Genomic DNA, 16,507 nt, shown 5'->3' on the forward strand with positions numbered 1-16,507 from the left:
AGGCCCAGCGCGGGGCCGAGATCGGCATGTTCGCGCGGGGTAAAATCGAACGTGCGCGGCGTGCCCCAGCGGCTGACCTCGACGTTCTGCGCCTCGTCCTCGCCCGGCGGCACGTCGTCGGCCGGGCGGTTGGGCCATGCCGCCAGCGCATCGGCGAGCTGCGCGGTCAGCCGGCGCTCCTCATCCTCCAGCGCGGGCAGTTCGGTCTTCAGCGCGGCAACTTCGGCCTTCAGCGCTTCGGCCGTGACCTTGTCGCCCTTGCCCATGGCCGCGCCGATCGCCTTCGACGCCTCGTTGCGGCGGGCCTGCGATTCCTGCATCCGCGTCGCCACATCGCGCCGCGCGCTGTCGAGCGCGAGGATGGACTGCGCCACCGGCTCCACGCCCCGGCGGGCAAGGGCGGCGTCAAAAGCGGCGGGGTTTTCGCGGATCAGGCGGATATCGTGCATGGTCCGGGGCTATGCCGTCTCGGCGCGGCCCTTGCAACCCGATCGGGAACAGGCCGATCGGGAAAAGGCCGGTCGGAGAAACGGGCCTATCACGGAAACGCGGACGCCTATCGCCGGGGGCAGGTGTTCACGCCGATCAGCGAATAGAGCGGGCAAACACGGAACAGCCCGGTCAGCAGCGGCACAAGGCCGATCCAGCCCCAGCCGGTTTTCGGCCCAACGAAGACCATCGCGATCAGCACCAGCCCCAGCACGACCCGCAGCACGCGATCGATGCCGCCCACGTTGAAGTTCAGCATGAAACCTCTCCTCCAGTTGCGGCGCCGTTCTGGACGCAGGGAGAAGCGCGGGCATTGATGCCCGTCAAAGCCGAAATGTCTTGAGGACCGGGGAAGTGGTGGGCGCGACAGGGATTGAACCTGTGACCCCACCCGTGTGAAGGGTGTGCTCTACCGCTGAGCTACGCGCCCACTTCCGTTGCGGAAGCGCGCCCTTAGACAGCCGCGCGTCAATTGACAAGCGGGGAAAGCGGGATAGAGGCGTTTTCCCATGAACGACCACGCTTCCGACCAGACGCCCGAAACCGCAACCGGCACCCCGACCACTGGCGCGGACGTGCCGCCGGACCGGCTGGCCATCAACCCGCGCAGCGCGCATTTCGATGCCGACAAGCTGCGGCGCGGCGTGGGCATCCGCTTCAAGGGCACGGTGCGCACCAATGTCGAGGAATACTGCATTTCCGAAGGCTGGGTACGCGTGCAGGCGGGCAAGACCATGGACCGCAAGGGCAATCCGCTGACGCTCAAGCTCAGCGGCCCGGTCGAAGCCTGGTACGAGGATCTGGGCGAGGACGCGCCGGTCGCGAAAGCCTGATTTTCCGGGTTCGCCTGCGCGAACCCGATCATCCTCTACCCCGGCAGGAGCCGGCCCCGCTCCGCCGCCACGACTCCGGTCAGCCAGTCCTTGAACGCGCGCACGCGGGCAAGGTTGTGCGTGTCCTTGTGCGTCACGACCCAGAACGAGCGGGTGATGCGCCGTTCGGGCAGGATCGGCACCAGCGCGGGATCGCCATCGCCGATGAAGCAGGGCAGCACCCCGATGCCGGCCCCGGCAGCGATCATGCGGTATTGCGTGATGATCGACGAACTGCGCAGCGCGGCGGACAGGTCTGGCTCGATCTCCGCCAGATAGCGCAGTTCCGGCGCGAACAGCAGATCGGGAACATAGCCGACCAGCCGATGCCGGGCGGTCAGGTCCGCCGGGCGTTCGGGCGCGCCGTGCGCCGCAAGGTAGGCGGACGAGCCATAGAGCCGCAGCGCATAGTCCGAAAGCTTGCCCGCGATCACCGGCCCGGCGCGCGGACGCGAGAGCGTGACGGCAAGGTCCGCCTCGCGCTTGGACGGGCTGAGGAAGCCGGTGGAAGCGACGAGGTCCACCATCAGGCGCGGGTGCGCTTCGGTGAAGCCGTGGACGCGCGGCGCCACGAACCAGGTGCCGAAGCCTTCCGACAGGCTGACCCGCAGCAGGCCCGAAAGCCCGCCCGATACCGCCGCGCTTTCGGCGATGCGGCTGGCGGCCTGCTCCATCGCCTCGACATCGACGAGCATCGCCTCGCCCGCCTCGGTCAGCACCTGCCCTTCGCGCGTCTGTTCGAACAGCGTGGCGCCGACGCGCGCTTCCAGCCGGCGCAGGCGGCGGCCCATGGTGGTGGCGTCCACCCCCATGGCCGATGCCGCGCGCGCCAGCTGCCCGGCGCGGGCGATGGCGAGGAAGGCCTGATAGTCGTTCCAGTCGGATGGCTGCATGATTGCAGGTAGCACTCGCATAATCGCCAGTTGCCTGCAACTGGGTCCGGGGTGCAGGACAGCGCCGAGGTCACTTCGATCCCGTCAGGAAGAGGATTCGCGCAATGCGCCTGATCGATCATTTCATCGTCGGTGGTCCCGGCGGCGCCCCCGCTCGCAAGAGCGACGTCTTCGATCCCAACAGCGGCGGCGTGCAGGCGCAGGTCGCGCTGGGCGACCAAGCGGTGCTCGATCGCGCCGTCGCCGCCGCGCAGGCCGCGCAGCCCGCCTGGGCCGCCACCAACCCGCAACGCCGCGCCCGCGTGATGTTCCGCTTCAAGGAACTGGTCGAAGCGAACATGGACGAACTGGCCCGCCTGCTCTCGTCCGAGCACGGCAAGGTCATCGCGGATTCGAAGGGCGACATCCAGCGCGGCCTGGAAGTGGTGGAATTCGCCTGCGGCATCCCGCACGTGCTGAAGGGCGAATACACGCAAGGCGCCGGGCCGGGCATCGATGTCTATTCGATGCGCCAGCCGATCGGCATCGGTGCGGGCATCACCCCGTTCAACTTCCCGGCGATGATCCCGCTGTGGATGTCGGCCGTGGCCATCGCCTGCGGCAACGCCTTCATCATCAAGCCTTCGGAACGCGATCCGTCGGTGCCGGTGCGCCTGGCCGAACTGTTCCTCGAAGCCGGGCTGCCCGAAGGCATCTGCCAGGTGGTGCAGGGCGACAAGGAAATGGTCGACGCGATTCTCGATCATCCCGCGATCGGCGCGGTCAGCTTCGTCGGCTCGTCCGACATCGCGCATTACGTCTATAACCGGGGCGTGGCCGCCGGAAAGCGCGTGCAGGCGATGGGCGGGGCCAAGAACCACGGCATCGTCATGCCCGACGCCGATCTCGACCAGGTGGTGAACGATCTGGCCGGCGCCGCATTCGGTTCGGCGGGCGAACGCTGCATGGCGCTGCCGGTGGTGGTGCCGGTGGGCGAAGACACCGCCGAGCGCCTGAAGGCCAAGCTGATCCCGGCGATCGAGGCGCTCAAGGTTGGCGTCTCGACCGATCCCGACGCGCACTACGGCCCGGTGGTGACGCAGGCGCACAAGGAGAAGATCGAGGGCTGGATCGCGAAGTGCGTGGAGGAAGGCGGCGAACTCGTCGTCGACGGGCGTGGCTTCACGCTGCAGGGCCACGAGAACGGCTTCTTCGTCGGCCCGACGCTGATCGACCACGTCACCGCGGAGATGGACAGCTACCACAACGAGATCTTCGGCCCGGTGCTGCAGATCGTGCGCGCGAAGGACTTCGAGGAAGCGCTCGCGCTGCCCTCGAAGCACCAGTACGGCAACGGCGTCGCCCTGTTCACCCGCAACGGCCATGCCGCGCGCGAGTTCGCGGCGCGGGTCAATGTCGGCATGGTCGGCATCAACGTGCCGATCCCGGTGCCGGTGGCCTATCACACCTTTGGCGGCTGGAAGCGTTCGGCATTCGGCGATACCAACCAGCACGGCATGGAAGGCGTGAAGTTCTGGACCAAGGTCAAGACCGTGACCCAGCGCTGGCCCGACGGTTCGCCGGACGGGGGCAACGCCTTCGTCATTCCGACGATGGGGTAAGGCGCCAGATGACCGACCAGTTCCAGCTTACCGAGGACCAGCGCGCGATTCAGGAGATGGCGCGGCGGTTCACCGCCGACGCGATCACGCCCTTCGCCGCGCAGTGGGACGAGGAACACCTGTTTCCACGCGAAACGATCAAGGCCGCCGCCGAACTCGGCTTCGGCGCGATCTATGTCAGCGAGGAAGCGGGCGGCATCGGCCTCGGGCGGCTGGAAGCGGCGCTGATCATGGAAGCCATGGCCTATGGCTGCCCGGCGACCAGCGCGTTCATCTCGATCCACAACATGGCGGCGTGGATGATCGACAAGTTCGGTGGCGACGCGATCAAGGCGCGCACGCTGCCGGGCCTCGTCACCATGGACCTGATGGCCAGCTACTGCCTGACCGAGCCGGGTTCCGGTTCGGACGCGGCGGCGCTCAAGACCACCGCGCGCCTCGAAGGCGATCACTACGTCGTTACCGGCACCAAGCAGTTCATCTCGGGCGGCGGGGTGAACGATCTCTACGTCACCATGGTGCGCACCGGCGACGATGGGCCGAAGGGCATCACCTGCCTGGTGATCGAGAAGGACATGCCGGGCGTCAGCTTTGGCGCGCCCGAGAAGAAACTGGGCTGGAACGCCTCGCCCACCGCGCAGGTCATCCTCGACAACGTGAAAGTGCCCGTCGCCAACCGCGTCGGCGCGGAAGGACAGGGCTTCGCCATCGCCATGGCGGGGCTGGACGGCGGGCGGCTCAACATCGGCGCCTGTTCGCTGGGCGGCGCGCAGCGCTGTCTCGACGAGGCAGTCGGCTACGTCAAGGACCGCGCGCAGTTCGGCAAGGCGATCGCCGAGTTCCAGAACACCCAGTTCACGCTGGCCGACATGGCGACCGATCTGGAGGCGGCGCGCGCCCTCCTCTACCTCGCCGCCGCCAAGGTGACCGCCGGCGCGCCCGACCGCACGCGCTTTTCGGCGATGGCCAAGAAGCTGGCGACCGACAACGGCTCCTCGGTGGTCGACCGCGCGCTCCAGCTGTTCGGCGGCTACGGCTATCTGCGCGATTACCCGATCGAACGCTTCTGGCGCGACCTGCGCGTGCATCGCATCTTGGAGGGGACAAACGAAGTGATGCGCCTGATCGTGGGAAGGGACCTGTTGAAGTGACCGATGACGTTCTGATCCGCACCGAAGGCGCCGCCGGCTTCCTCTCGCTCAACCGCCCCAAGGCAATTCACGCGCTGACGCTGCCGATGGTCCACGCCATGACCGCGGCGCTGCTGGCCTGGCGCGACGATCCGGCGGTACAGGTGGTGATCCTGGACCACGCAGTGGCGCCCGATGGTGATCCCAAACTGTCGCGCGGGTTCTGCGCCGGCGGCGACATCGCCTTCCTGCGCCATTCCGCGCTGAACGATGGTGGCGCATCGGGCCGCCAGTTCTTCTTCGACGAATACCGGCTCAACCACCTGATCTTCACCTATCCCAAGCCGGTGGTGACCTTCATGGACGGGATCACCATGGGCGGCGGCGTGGGCCTTGCCGGGCCTTCGCAATACCGCGTGGCGACCGAGGCGACCAGGCTCGCCATGCCCGAAACCGGGATCGGCCTGTTTCCGGACGTTGGCGGCGGCTGGTATCTTTCGCGCCTGCAAGGGCGGCTGGGCCAGTATCTGGCGCTGACCGGGGCGCGACTGGACGGCGCGGAATGCCTTTGGGCCGACCTTGCCACGCACTATCTGCCGTCCGCCGCCACGGCGGTCGCCAAGGCGCGCATCGCCGCCGATCCTTCCGCTGTCGCTGCGACGCTCCACGCGCTGGCCGCCGTGCCGCCCGAGCCGAAGATTGCCGCCATGGCCGAAACGATCGCGCGAACGTTCGCGTCGGACCGGTACGAGGACATCCTGGCCGCGCTGGCGGCCGAGGACGGCGACTGGGCGCGCGCGACGCTGGAAACGCTGGGCCACAAGAGCCCGCAGACCTGCAAGGTGGCGCTGCGGCAATTGCACGACAGCCTTTCGCTCACCGATTTCGCGGACAACATGGCGATGGAATACCGCGTGGCCAGCCGCGTGCTGGTCCGCCCCGATTTCGCCGAGGGCGTGCGCGCGGTGATCGTCGACAAGGACCACGCGCCGCGCTGGAATCCGGCAACGCCCGAAGGCGTGACCGGCGACCTGATCGAGGCGATCTTCGCCCCGCTGCCGGCGGACGAGGAATGGACGCCATTGCCTTGAGCGCCGCTTCCCGCGAGAGCGGAGTGGCTGCCCGCCCGGGCGATACATCTGGAGACTGCTGAGATGGCCGAATACGAAACGATCCTGGTCGAACAGAAGGGCGCCGTCACGCTCATCACGCTCAACCGCCCGCAGGCGCTGAACGCGCTGAATTCGCAGGTGCTGGAAGACCTGATCGGCGCTTTCGCGGCGTTCGAAGCCGATCCCGCGCAGCGCTGCGCGGTGCTGACCGGATCGGGCGAGAAGGCCTTCGCGGCCGGCGCGGACATCAAGGAAATGGCGGAAAAGCCGGCGGTCGATTTCTACAACCAGGATTTCTTCGCGCGCTGGACCAGCCACCTCGTCAAGACCACGCGCAAGCCGTGGATCGCGGCGGTGAACGGCTTCGCGCTGGGCGGCGGCTGCGAACTGGCGATGATGGCGGACTTCATCATCGCGGCCGACACGGCGAAGTTCGGCCAGCCCGAAATCAAGCTGGGCGTGGCGCCGGGCATGGGCGGATCGCAGCGCCTGACGCGCGCGGTGGGCAAGGCCAAGGCCATGGAAATGTGCCTGACCGGGCGGATGATGGGCGCCGAGGAAGCCGAACGCTCGGGCCTCGTCGCGCGGATCGTGCCGCTGGCGGACCTGCTGGCCGACGCGCTGAAGACGGCCGACACGATCGCCGCGATGCCGCCGGTCGCCGCCATCGCCAACAAGGAAATGGTCAACGCCGCGTTCGAGACCACGCTCGATCAGGGCCTGCTCCACGAACGCCGCCTGTTCCAGATCCTGACCGCCACCGAGGACAAGGCCGAAGGCATGGCCGCGTTCATCGAAAAGCGCCCCGGCGTCTGGACGGGGCGGTAAGTCCTGAATTGCCGGCAGGAGGGGAGAAGCATGAAAATCGCGTTCATCGGTCTCGGCAACATGGGCGGCGGCATGGCCGCGAATCTGGTCAAGGCCGGGCACGAGGTTCATGCCTTTGACCTTTCCCCCGATGCGCTGGCGCGGGCCAGGGACAACGGCTGCGCGACCTATACCTCGGTGCGCGAGGCGGTGCAGGGCGCGGAGGCCGTGGTCTCGATGCTGCCCAACGGCGCGATCGTGGACAGCGTCTATGGCGCCGACGTGATCGGACAGGCCCCGCAAACGGCGCTGCTGCTCGATTGCTCGACGATCGACGTCGCCACCGCGCGCAAGGTCGCGGCAGCGGCCTCGACCGCCGGCTATGCCATGGTCGACGCCCCCGTCTCGGGCGGGATCGCCGCCGCGAACGGAGGCACGCTGACGTTCATGGTGGGCGGCGATAACGCGGCTTTCGCGCGGGCGGAGCCGATCCTGGCGGCGATGGGCAAGGCGGTGATCCATGCCGGCGGCAGCGGCGCCGGACAGGCTGCCAAGATCTGCAACAACATGATCCTGGGCGCGACGATGATCGCCACCTGCGAAGCCTTTGCCATGGCGCAGAAGCTCGGCCTCGATCCGCAGGTGTTCTACGATATCTCGTCGAAGGCTTCGGGCCAGTCGTGGTCGATGACCAGCTATTGCCCGCTGCCCGGCGTGGGGCCGCAGAGCCCGGCGGACAACGACTACCAGGGCGGTTTCGCCACCGCGCTGATGCTCAAGGACCTCAAGCTGGCGGTTGCCGCGGCGCGCGATGCGGGATCGCAGGTGCCGATGGGCACGCGGGCGGAAGAACTCTACGAAGCCTTCGCCGCCGCCGGCAACGGCGGGCTCGATTTCTCGGCGATCATCCGCACGCTCTGATTCCGGCAACCTGGACCGGAAGCGCCGCGCGGATCAGCGCATCCGCGCGGCGATGATCCGGCCGATCGGGTCGCTGTCGCTTCCCGCCAGGCGCGTGGACGTGGCGCGGGCCGGAGCCGTTCGCGGAGCGCTGGTGGCAAGGCTCTGCCGGGCCGGGTGCCGCGCCGCCGGAGTCTGCGCGGCGCGCGATTCGGGTATGACACCCTTGAGGAAGTCCGCGCCGATACCGCGGCCAGCCGCGCTCCGCGCGGGCTCGGTGCGCGCCATCAGCGGCGCGTGCGCCGGGGTGGCCGTTTCTGCCGACGCGAGCACGGTCAGCCGCTCGTTCTTGCGCGGCTTTTCGTTATAGATGAAGCCGTTGACCGGCCAGCGCGTGGTCCCGAGATCGGCGATCGGGGCATACCACACGCGCACTTCGCTCCAATCGTTTTCGGGCGAAACGTCGACCGCGCGCACGTCTTTCTCGATCTGCCCGCGCCGGCCGTTGATCGGCGACCAGTTGGCATGGCGCAGCAGTACCGTGCGCGAATCGATAATCCGGCTAACTGCCGCGACATGGCCCAGTTCCATGCCGCCATAGGGGCGGAAGCTCATCACCGCGCCCACGCGCGGCTGGCGGCCACGGGCATAGCGCCCCGCCGCCTGATCCCACCATGTCAGCGCATCGCCATAGATGCCGATGCCGGAAACCTGCCGCGCATAGGGCACGCACTGGAGATAGGGCAGCGCGTCCGAATCACCATCCGCATCCTGCTGGCGCGTCATCGCGGCCGCGCCCGCTGCCTGCAACGCCGCGGGCGCGGCTTGCGCCACGTTCGCTGAGCCCCATACGGCCCCCGATACGGCCAGTGCCGCGATTTTGCCGGTCAATCCCTTCATGCCGGCAATTTTCTGCCGGTAAGGTAAGAATCACCCTCACCGATGTAGTTAACATGCGTTTAAGGCGATGAACGGCGATTACGGAGGTGCGGAAAGGCCGGTTTACGGGCGGTTCGCGCCAAACCGTCCTTGCCATCGCCGCGCGCGCGGGCCAACGGTGGGCGATGCATCCGCAAGTTATCATCATCGGCCGCCCCAACGTCGGCAAGTCCACGCTTTTCAACAGGCTTGTGGGGAAAAAGCTGGCGCTGGTGGACGATCAGCCAGGCGTCACGCGCGATCGCCGCTTCGGCGAAGCGACGCTGCTCGGCCTCGAATTCACCATCGTCGATACCGCCGGTTGGGAAGACGAAGATCCCTCCAGCCTGCCCGGCCGGATGCGCCAGCAGACCGAGGCTTCGTTGACCGGCGCCGATGTGGCGCTGTTCGTGGTGGACGCGCGCGCCGGCATCACCCCGCTCGACGAAGAGATCGGCCGCTATCTGCGCGAACATACGCTGCCGGTGATTCTCTTGGCCAACAAGGCCGAAGGGCGCGCGGGCGAAGCGGGGCTGCTGGAAGCCTATTCACTGGGCTTCGGCGATCCCGTGGGCGTTTCGGCCGAACATGGCGAGGGCATGGGCGATCTGTTCGAAGCGCTCTACCCGCTGATCGGCGAACCCGAAGCCGATGCCGACGACGGCGAGGAAGACGGTGAAGAACCTGAATACGATCCCGAATCGATCCTGAAACTGGCCGTGGTCGGGCGGCCCAACGCGGGCAAGTCCACGCTGATCAACCGCCTGCTGGGCGAGGATCGCCTGCTCACCGGGCCGGAAGCGGGCATCACCCGCGATTCGATCGCGATCGATTGGGACTGGAACGATCCCAAGAGCGGCAAGGCGCGCCCGATCCGCCTGATCGACACGGCCGGCATGCGCAAGAAATCGCAGGTCGTCGAGAAGCTGGAAAAGCTGTCGGTCGCCGACGCGCGGCGCGCGATCGATTTCGCCGAAGTCGTCGTCCTGCTGCTCGATGCCACGCGCGGGCTGGAGCATCAGGACCTCAAGATCGCCTCGATGGTGCTGGAGGAAGGCCGCGCGCTCGTCATCGCGATCAACAAGTGGGACGTGGCCGAGGATGCCAGCGGCCTTTTCAACGGCGTGCGCGCCGCGCTGGACGAAGGGCTGGCGCAAGTGCGCGGCGTGCCGCTGGTGGCCGTATCGGCGCGCACAGGCAAGGGGCTGGACACCTTGCTGTCCGTGGCCTTCGACATCCGCGATTCCTGGAGCCGCCGCGTGCCGACCGCCGCGCTCAACCGCTGGTTCGACGATGCGCTATCCGCCAATCCGCCGCCGGCCCCCGGGGGCAAGCGGATCAAGCTGCGCTACATTACGCAGGCCAAGACGCGCCCGCCCGGCTTCGTGCTGTTCGGCACCCGGCTGGACATGCTGCCCGAAAGTTACCGGCGCTACCTGATCAACGGAATCCGGCGCGAGCTGGGGTTCGATGCCGTGCCGATCCGCCTGACGCTGCGCAGCCCGAAGAACCCGTTCGCGAAGTAACGCGGGCGGGCGCGCGCTCAGTCGTGCGTCTGCACTTCCCAGGTGGCGTGGGCCACTGCGTGCGTCCGTTCCAGATGCGCGGCGATCGCATCGAGATCCTTCTCGGCGGCCGCCGTGCTGACCAGGCGAGCACGGACTTCGACCGTGTCCTCGGCGCGTTCGACCAGTTCTGTATCGGCGACCGGATAGCGCATCAGTTCGAGGTGATCGACCAGCAGGTCGCGCAGCCTGTCGGCGCTGGCCGCGTCCGTGGTGACCGTCACCCAGTATGTCGCTTCCAGCGATGCGGCGGCCAGCGGGATGCGGTTGATCGCGTTCACGACAAAACGCAGCAGCGTGTTGCCGGCCACCACGAACACGGTCAGCGTCGCGGCTTCGGCCAGCATGTCGGTGCCCGCGCAGGTGCCGACGGCGGCCGAGCACCAGAGTGTGGCCGCCGTGTTCAGGCCGCGCACGTTCTTGCCCTCCTTCATGATCACCCCGGCGCCCAGGAAACCGACGCCCGAAACGACATACGAGATCACGCGCACCGCTTCGGCATCGCCGGCCAGGCGCTGGCCCAGATCGACGAACGCCGCCGCGCCCAGCGCCACCAGCGCGTTGGTCCTGAGGCCCGCCGTGCGCTGGCGATACTGCCGTTCCGCCCCGATCAGCGCGCCGAACAGCAGCGCCGCCGCGTAGCTCACCAGCGAATCGAGGTAGGGCGTCAGATGAAAGGTTTCCTGAAAGCGCATCCCGCACCGCCTGTTCCGTGGCTATCCGCCGGCGAATCCCCGACCCGCCCATGCGACAGGACTGTGACGGTGAAAAGACCCGCCGTCAGCGCCGCCGCGCGCCCGCGCGGCCCGACCCCAGCGCGGACAGGCCACGGGCGGTGATGAAGGCGGCGAAATCCCCGCCCGGTATGGGGCAAAGGCCCGGGTGCAGCGGCCGGTTGAACAGATAGGCATCGGCGCGGACGGTGCCCTGTCCCGGCACACGAACGGTCACCGTGCGCCGGCGATACTCCGACCGCGCGGGCCGGCGCGGATCGCAGTTCTCGTAGGAATCCAGCAGCCGCAGCGTGGCGCGGGTGAAGCGCGGCCCGCTGTCATAGACATAGCCGAACACGCGGCCGGATACGCTGCCGGCGCTCACGGGCGTCAGCACCGGATACCAGCCTTCGCCGTGGCGCACCGCGTGCAGCCGGCCGCGTACCCAGCCCCGCCGCGCCGGGCCGAGCAGCGGCAGCACGGCGCGCGTCACCGGATTGTCGTGGGCATGGGTCAGCGTGCCGTAGAAGAAGAACCGCTTCTTCACCGCGCCCGCCCGTTCAATGCCATCGGTTCAAGGTCGCTGGTTCATGGCCGCCGCGCTCAGTGCCCGCAGGCCAGCGCCTCGACCACGTCGTCGAGCCGCGCCGGATCGCCCAGCGCGATGACATGGCCGTCCGACCCGGCGTGCAGCGGGTTGCCGTTCCAGTCCGCCATGGTGCCACCCGCGCCTTCGACCACGGGCACCAGCGCAGCCCAGTCGTGTAGTTTGAGGTTGGCCTCGCAGACGACATCGATGTGCCCGGTCGCGAGCATGGCGTAGTTGTAGCAATCGCCGCCCATGACCATGCGTTTGTGGTCGGTCTTGGCGGCCAGGCCCATGAAATGCGCGCCATCATGATCGTCGAAATAGTGCGGGCCGGTGGTGGCCAGCGTGGCATCGGCCAGGTTGCGGCAGGCGCGGGTGCGCACCGGTTTGCCGTTCAGCGTGGTCGGACGGCCGGTCGCGCCCACCCAGCGTTCGCCGGAAATCGGCTGGTCGATCACGCCCAGCACCGGAAAGCCTTCCACCACCAGCGCGATCAGCGTGCCGAACAGCGCGCGGCCGGCGAGGAAGCCAGTGGTTCCATCGATCGGGTCGAGCACCCAGCTCCGGCCGGACGACCCGGTGGTCGCGCCGAACTCCTCGCCGATCACGGTATCGCGCGGTACTTCGGCGGTCAGGATGCGGCGCATCGCTTCTTCCGCCGCGCGGTCCGCCAGCGTTACCGGGGTGGCATCCCCCTTGCGTTCGGCTTCGACAGAGCGGAAATAGGGGCGGATGGCTTCGCCGGCGGCATCAGCAAGGCGCAGGGCGAGGGCGATATCGTCGTCCAGTTTCATGGGCTCTGCTTTGGCCCGGCGCCGGCGCGCCGGTCAAGGACAACGCGGCGAACGTCATCTAAAGGACGTGGCCCCTGTGCGCAAACGCACCGGCAGGCAGTGCGCCAGATCACCCATGTCGACCGGGAAGCTATTGACGGCGCAAGCAAACTTTTACCATGGGCGTGACCGGTGCCACAGACGCGGCTATGGCGGGGGAGTAGGTGGCGGACGGCGAGCTGTTCGTCATTCGGGGAGCAACAATGTCACGCAATTCGAGGCCGGCGATCGATCGGTCGATCGCGTCCGCGGCGGGGGTGTCGCGCGACGGCCAGCCATTGTCATACAACCGCGCGCCCGCGGCGGATCTCGCGCCGTGGATCGGGCGTCTCTATGTGACCGTCGTGGAGATGCCGGACGATTATCTCCTCGATTGCGGCCTGTTCAACGATACCCCGTTCATTCGCATCCAGTTGCGTGGTCAATGGACCGCCGATACCGCCGACGGGCGCCTGCATTCCGAAGGCGATGCGCTGTTCTTCGGCCCGCACACCCGCCGTATGCCGGTTTCGGTGCGCGGCAGCTTCACCAGCGTAGGCCTTACCCTGCGTCCGGGCGCCTGCCATGCGCTGCGCGGTCCGGGCGCGCGCGACCATCTCGACCGCATCTGCCCGCTGGACGACATGGGCCTTTCCAGCAGGCGCTGGCTGGACCTGTTCGATCCCGACGGCACCCCGGAGGACTGGTGTCGCGCGATGGAAGACGAAATGCGCCAGATCATCGCGGGGCGCGGTGGCGAAATTCCCGAATTGCTGACCGCGCGCTTCGAGGCCGAGGCTTTCGTCGATCCTTCGATCACCGTCACGCGCTTTGCGCGGGAAATGGGCGTGGAGCAGCGCCGGCTGGAACGGTGCGTGCGCCGGGATTTCGGAATGCCGCCCAAACAGGTGCTGCGTCGCGCCCGCGCGCTCGACATGGCAAGCCACCTTCGCGGCGTGGCCGACCACGACGAAGCCGAAGCGCTGTCGCTGCGGTACTACGACCAGAGCCACCTGATCCGCGAGTTCACCGACCTGTTCGGCATGTCGCCGCGCCAGTTCGTGGCGCGGCCGCAACCGCTGATGACCCTGGCGCTGGAAACGCGCCAATCGCGGCGGCTGGAAATGATCGAACGCATTCAGCCCGGGCAAATCCGCCCCTGGCAGTAAACCGCGCGGCGCCACGCCGGCGGACGGCGCGGGACCAGATCAGTCGAACAGGCTGGAGACCGAGCTTTCATCGGCAATGCGGCGCACCGCCTCGCCGATCAGCGGCGCGATGGTCAGCACGCGGATGCGGTTGCATTCCTTCGTCGCATCGGTCGGCAGGATGGTGTCGGTGATGACCAGTTCCTTGAGCGCGGACCCCGCCACGCGCGCGACCGCGCCACCCGACAGCACGCCGTGGGTGATGTAGGCCGAAACGCCGACGGCGCCCGCGTCCATCAACGCCTGCGCGGCGTTGCACAGCGTGCCGCCCGAATCGATGATGTCGTCGATCAGGATGCACATCCGCCCCTTCACGTCGCCGATGATGTTCATCACCTCGGACTGGCCGGGGCGGTCGCGCCGCTTGTCGACGATGGCCAGCGGTGCGTTGTCCAGCCGCTTGGCCAGCGCGCGGGCGCGCACCACGCCGCCCACGTCGGGCGAAACGACCATCAGCGGCTGCCCGCCGTAGCGCGTCTGGATGTCCGCCGCCATGACGGGGGCGGCATAGAGGTTGTCGGTCGGGATATCGAAGAAACCCTGGATCTGACCGGCGTGGAGATCGACCGACAGCACGCGGTCCGCGCCCGCCTCGGTAATCAGGTTGGCGACGAGCTTGGCCGAGATCGGCGTGCGCGGCCCCGGCTTGCGGTCCTGGCGGGCATAGCCGAAATAGGGGACAACAGCGGTGATCCGGCGGGCCGAGGCGCGGCGCAGCGCGTCGATGCAGATCAGCAGTTCCATCAGGTTGTCGTTGGCGGGGTAGCTGGTCGACTGGACGATGAACACGTCCTCGCCCCGCACATTCTCGTGGATTTCGACGAAGACTTCCTCGTCGGCGAAACGGCGCACCGAGGCGTCGGTCAACGGCAGTTCGAGATAAGCCGCGATGGCGCGCGCCAAAGGCAGGTTGCCGTTGCCGGACATGATCTTCATGCGTCGTTCCCCAATGAGCCAGAAAGCGTGGACTGACAGAATGAACCAGACGGACTGATGGTCTTTCCCGCGCCCTTAGCCCAAGATGACAGCTTTGCAACGGCAGAGACACATTCGTCCCCACCCTCGGCCCCTGTCGGGCCGCCACCCGCACGTCATTCCGGGCTTTGCCCTCGAACGAACGCATACGGACGCATGGTGACTTGCCCGCGCAGGGCGTTGCCGCCTAGGAACGGGGCATGGCCGATACTCTCACGATCACCCTTGCCCAGTTGAACCAGACCGTTGGCGATCTTGCCGGCAATGCCGACACGATGCTGGCCGCGCGCCGCCGCGCCATCGCGGAGACGGACGGCGCCTGCGATCTGATCGTGTTCCCGGAAATGCAGCTTGTCGGCTATCCGCCCGAGGATCTGATCCAGAAGCCGGCGCTGATCGAGCGCGCCGCGCTCGAGCTCACCCGGCTGGCCGAAGCCACGGCGGACAGCGGCCCCGCCATGCTGGTCGGCTCTGTCTTCGTGCGCGACGGTGCGCTGCACAACGGGGTGGCGCTGCTGGATGGAGGCAAGGTCGTCGCCACGCGCTTCAAGTACGAACTGCCGAACTACGGCACATTTGACGAGAAGCGCTATTTCCTGCCGGGCCCGTTGCCCGAGCCGGTGCTGTTCAAGGGCGCGATGCTGGGCCTGCCGATCTGCGAAGACATCTGGCACCCCGACGTCTGCCGCCATCTGGCCGAACTGGGCGCGGACATCTTCATCTGCGTCAACGGCAGCCCCTACGAGATCGACAAGGATGTGTTGCGGATCGATGGCGTGGCCAAGCGCCGCGCGATCGATACCGGCATTCCGCTGGCCTACCTGAACCGCGTGGGCGGGCAGGACGAGATCGTGTTCGACGGGGCGAGCTTCGTGGTCGGCCCCGAAGGCGCGCTGTGGGCGCAGCTGCCCGACTGGGAAGAGGCGATCGTCCATACCCGCTGGAACCGCGTGCCGGTGGGCGCCGGCTATCGCTGGCGGTGCGAGCCGGCCGAGGTCAACGAACCGACCGAACATCCCGAGGACATCTATTGCGCGATGGTGATGGCGCTGCGCGACTACGTGGAGAAGAACCGCTTCCCCGGTGTGGTGCTGGGGCTGTCCGGCGGGATCGATTCGGCGTTGTGCGCGGCGATCGCGGTCGACGCGCTGGGCGCGGACCGGGTGTGGTGCGTGATGCTGCCCAGCCGCTACACCAGCGCCGAAAGCCTTGAGGACGCGGCCGAATGCGCGCGGTTGCTGGGATGCCGGATCGACACGATCCCGATCGAACCGGCGGTGGCGGGCTTTGCCGAGATGCTGGCCCCCGCCTTCGCCGGCCGCCAGCCCGATCTGACCGAGGAAAACATCCAGTCGCGCATTCGCGGCGTCACGCTGATGGCGCTATCGAACAAGTTCGGACCGATGCTGGTGACGACTGGCAACAAGAGCGAGATGAGCGTGGGCTACGCCACGATCTACGGCGACATGAACGGCGGCTACAATCCGCTCAAGGATGCCTACAAGACCACGGTCTTCGCGGTTTCGCGCTGGCGCAACACGCGCAAGCCCAAGATCGGGCTGGGGCCGGAGGGCGCGGTCATGCCCGATCGGGTGATCATCAAGCCGCCCAGCGCCGAACTGCGGCCCGACCAGAAGGATTCGGATTCGCTGCCGCCCTACGACGTGCTCGATGCAATCCTGTTCGGGCTGGTGGAGCACGAACAAAGCGTGGAACAGCTGGTTGCCGAAGGGTTCGACCGCGATGTGGTGGTGCGGATCGAGCGGCTGCTGCACGTGGCCGAATACAAGCGGCGGCAGGCGCCCCCCGGCGTGAAGCTGGGAATGCGCAACTTCGGACGCGACCGGCGCTACCCGATCTCGCACGGCTTTCGCACGGCCTGATGCTTATTGCGAACGATTCGCATTGACTAATGCGGTGAGT

16 protein-coding genes, 1 tRNA gene and 1 pseudogene are annotated in these 16,507 nt (G+C 67.7%); 9 read left to right on the plus strand and 9 right to left on the minus strand.

The window, feature by feature from the left end; genetic code table 11:
* The 3 genes and pseudogenes from B3547_RS21675 to B3547_RS21685 form a co-directional block, all read right to left on the minus strand.
* Nucleotides 1-449: pseudogene (locus tag B3547_RS21675) on the minus strand (serine--tRNA ligase); the annotation flags it as partial.
* A 107-nt stretch (nucleotides 450-556) separates the two neighbouring features.
* On the minus strand, nucleotides 557-748 hold the full coding sequence (locus B3547_RS21680; protein WP_190287316.1) for a YgaP family membrane protein: 192 nt from the start codon (nucleotides 746-748) through the stop codon (nucleotides 557-559).
* A gap of 96 nt (nucleotides 749-844) precedes the next feature.
* A tRNA-Val gene (locus B3547_RS21685) sits at nucleotides 845-919 on the minus strand.
* Between the two features lie 79 nt (nucleotides 920-998).
* Here B3547_RS21685 and B3547_RS21690 point away from each other — a divergent pair.
* Nucleotides 999-1,322 carry a DUF3297 family protein gene (locus B3547_RS21690; RefSeq protein ID WP_190287317.1) on the plus strand — a complete coding sequence of 108 codons (324 nt, stop codon included), beginning with the start codon at nucleotides 999-1,001 and terminating at the stop codon, nucleotides 1,320-1,322.
* Between the two features lie 35 nt (nucleotides 1,323-1,357).
* Here B3547_RS21690 and B3547_RS21695 read toward each other — a convergent pair whose 3' ends face one another.
* Nucleotides 1,358-2,254 (minus strand): LysR family transcriptional regulator, encoded by an 897-nt coding sequence (locus B3547_RS21695; RefSeq protein ID WP_124810486.1) that lies wholly within the window; start codon nucleotides 2,252-2,254, stop codon nucleotides 1,358-1,360.
* 104 nt (nucleotides 2,255-2,358) lie between these two features.
* On the opposite strand from B3547_RS21695, the gene B3547_RS21700 reads away from it, so the two are divergent.
* The 5 genes from B3547_RS21700 (at nucleotide 2,359) to mmsB (ending at nucleotide 7,825) form a co-directional block, all read left to right on the plus strand.
* Nucleotides 2,359-3,855, plus strand: a complete 1,497-nt coding sequence (locus tag B3547_RS21700) for a CoA-acylating methylmalonate-semialdehyde dehydrogenase (protein WP_124810441.1) — start codon at nucleotides 2,359-2,361, stop codon at nucleotides 3,853-3,855.
* Between the two features lie 8 nt (nucleotides 3,856-3,863).
* Nucleotides 3,864-5,006, plus strand: coding sequence for an acyl-CoA dehydrogenase family protein (locus B3547_RS21705; RefSeq protein WP_124810442.1), 1,143 nt, complete (start codon nucleotides 3,864-3,866; stop codon nucleotides 5,004-5,006).
* Nucleotides 5,003-6,076: an enoyl-CoA hydratase/isomerase family protein gene (locus B3547_RS21710; protein WP_292966984.1), complete on the plus strand. Its 1,074-nt coding sequence runs from the start codon at nucleotides 5,003-5,005 to the stop codon at nucleotides 6,074-6,076. The genes B3547_RS21705 and B3547_RS21710 overlap by 4 nt, the downstream gene beginning before the upstream one ends.
* A gap of 63 nt (nucleotides 6,077-6,139) precedes the next feature.
* Nucleotides 6,140-6,925, plus strand: coding sequence for an enoyl-CoA hydratase-related protein (locus B3547_RS21715; protein WP_292966987.1), 786 nt, complete (start codon nucleotides 6,140-6,142; stop codon nucleotides 6,923-6,925).
* Nucleotides 6,926-6,955: 30 nt separating this feature from the next.
* The gene (gene mmsB, locus B3547_RS21720) at nucleotides 6,956-7,825 is read left to right on the plus strand and encodes a 3-hydroxyisobutyrate dehydrogenase (RefSeq protein WP_194919246.1); all 870 of its coding nucleotides are present in this window, start codon (nucleotides 6,956-6,958) and stop codon (nucleotides 7,823-7,825) included.
* Nucleotides 7,826-7,858: 33 nt separating this feature from the next.
* Here the strand turns inward: mmsB and B3547_RS21725 are convergent, their stop codons facing one another.
* Nucleotides 7,859-8,695, minus strand: a complete 837-nt coding sequence (locus tag B3547_RS21725) for a CHAP domain-containing protein (protein WP_414690604.1) — start codon at nucleotides 8,693-8,695, stop codon at nucleotides 7,859-7,861.
* 173 nt (nucleotides 8,696-8,868) lie between these two features.
* Here B3547_RS21725 and der point away from each other — a divergent pair, with 173 nt between their 5' ends.
* On the plus strand, nucleotides 8,869-10,248 hold the full coding sequence (gene der, locus B3547_RS21730) for a ribosome biogenesis GTPase Der (RefSeq protein WP_125954421.1): 1,380 nt from the start codon (nucleotides 8,869-8,871) through the stop codon (nucleotides 10,246-10,248).
* A 17-nt stretch (nucleotides 10,249-10,265) separates the two neighbouring features.
* On the opposite strand, the gene B3547_RS21735 is transcribed toward der, so the two are convergent.
* The 3 genes from B3547_RS21735 to B3547_RS21745 form a co-directional block, all read right to left on the minus strand.
* A complete protein-coding gene (locus B3547_RS21735) occupies nucleotides 10,266-10,982 on the minus strand; it encodes an MgtC/SapB family protein (RefSeq protein ID WP_124810447.1) in 717 nt (238 codons plus the stop codon).
* A gap of 85 nt (nucleotides 10,983-11,067) precedes the next feature.
* Nucleotides 11,068-11,547, minus strand: coding sequence for a gamma-glutamylcyclotransferase family protein (locus B3547_RS21740; RefSeq protein ID WP_292966993.1), 480 nt, complete (start codon nucleotides 11,545-11,547; stop codon nucleotides 11,068-11,070).
* A gap of 56 nt (nucleotides 11,548-11,603) precedes the next feature.
* Nucleotides 11,604-12,383 (minus strand): inositol monophosphatase family protein, encoded by a 780-nt coding sequence (locus B3547_RS21745; protein WP_292966996.1) that lies wholly within the window; start codon nucleotides 12,381-12,383, stop codon nucleotides 11,604-11,606.
* Between the two features lie 242 nt (nucleotides 12,384-12,625).
* Here B3547_RS21745 and B3547_RS21750 point away from each other — a divergent pair, with 242 nt between their 5' ends.
* Complete coding sequence (locus B3547_RS21750) at nucleotides 12,626-13,570, plus strand: helix-turn-helix domain-containing protein (RefSeq protein WP_124810450.1); 945 nt, start codon at nucleotides 12,626-12,628, stop codon at nucleotides 13,568-13,570.
* 39 nt (nucleotides 13,571-13,609) lie between these two features.
* Here the strand turns inward: B3547_RS21750 and B3547_RS21755 are convergent, their stop codons facing one another.
* A complete protein-coding gene (locus B3547_RS21755; RefSeq protein ID WP_124810451.1) occupies nucleotides 13,610-14,545 on the minus strand; it encodes a ribose-phosphate pyrophosphokinase in 936 nt (311 codons plus the stop codon).
* 239 nt (nucleotides 14,546-14,784) lie between these two features.
* On the opposite strand from B3547_RS21755, the gene B3547_RS21760 reads away from it, so the two are divergent.
* Nucleotides 14,785-16,467 (plus strand): NAD+ synthase, encoded by a 1,683-nt coding sequence (locus B3547_RS21760; RefSeq protein ID WP_124810452.1) that lies wholly within the window; start codon nucleotides 14,785-14,787, stop codon nucleotides 16,465-16,467.
* Nucleotides 16,468-16,507: the final 40 nt, after the last annotated feature.

The sequence above is a fragment of the Novosphingobium sp. UBA1939 genome, assembly GCF_002336885.1.
In the GTDB taxonomy this organism is placed as follows: Bacteria; Pseudomonadota; Alphaproteobacteria; order Sphingomonadales; family Sphingomonadaceae; genus Novosphingobium.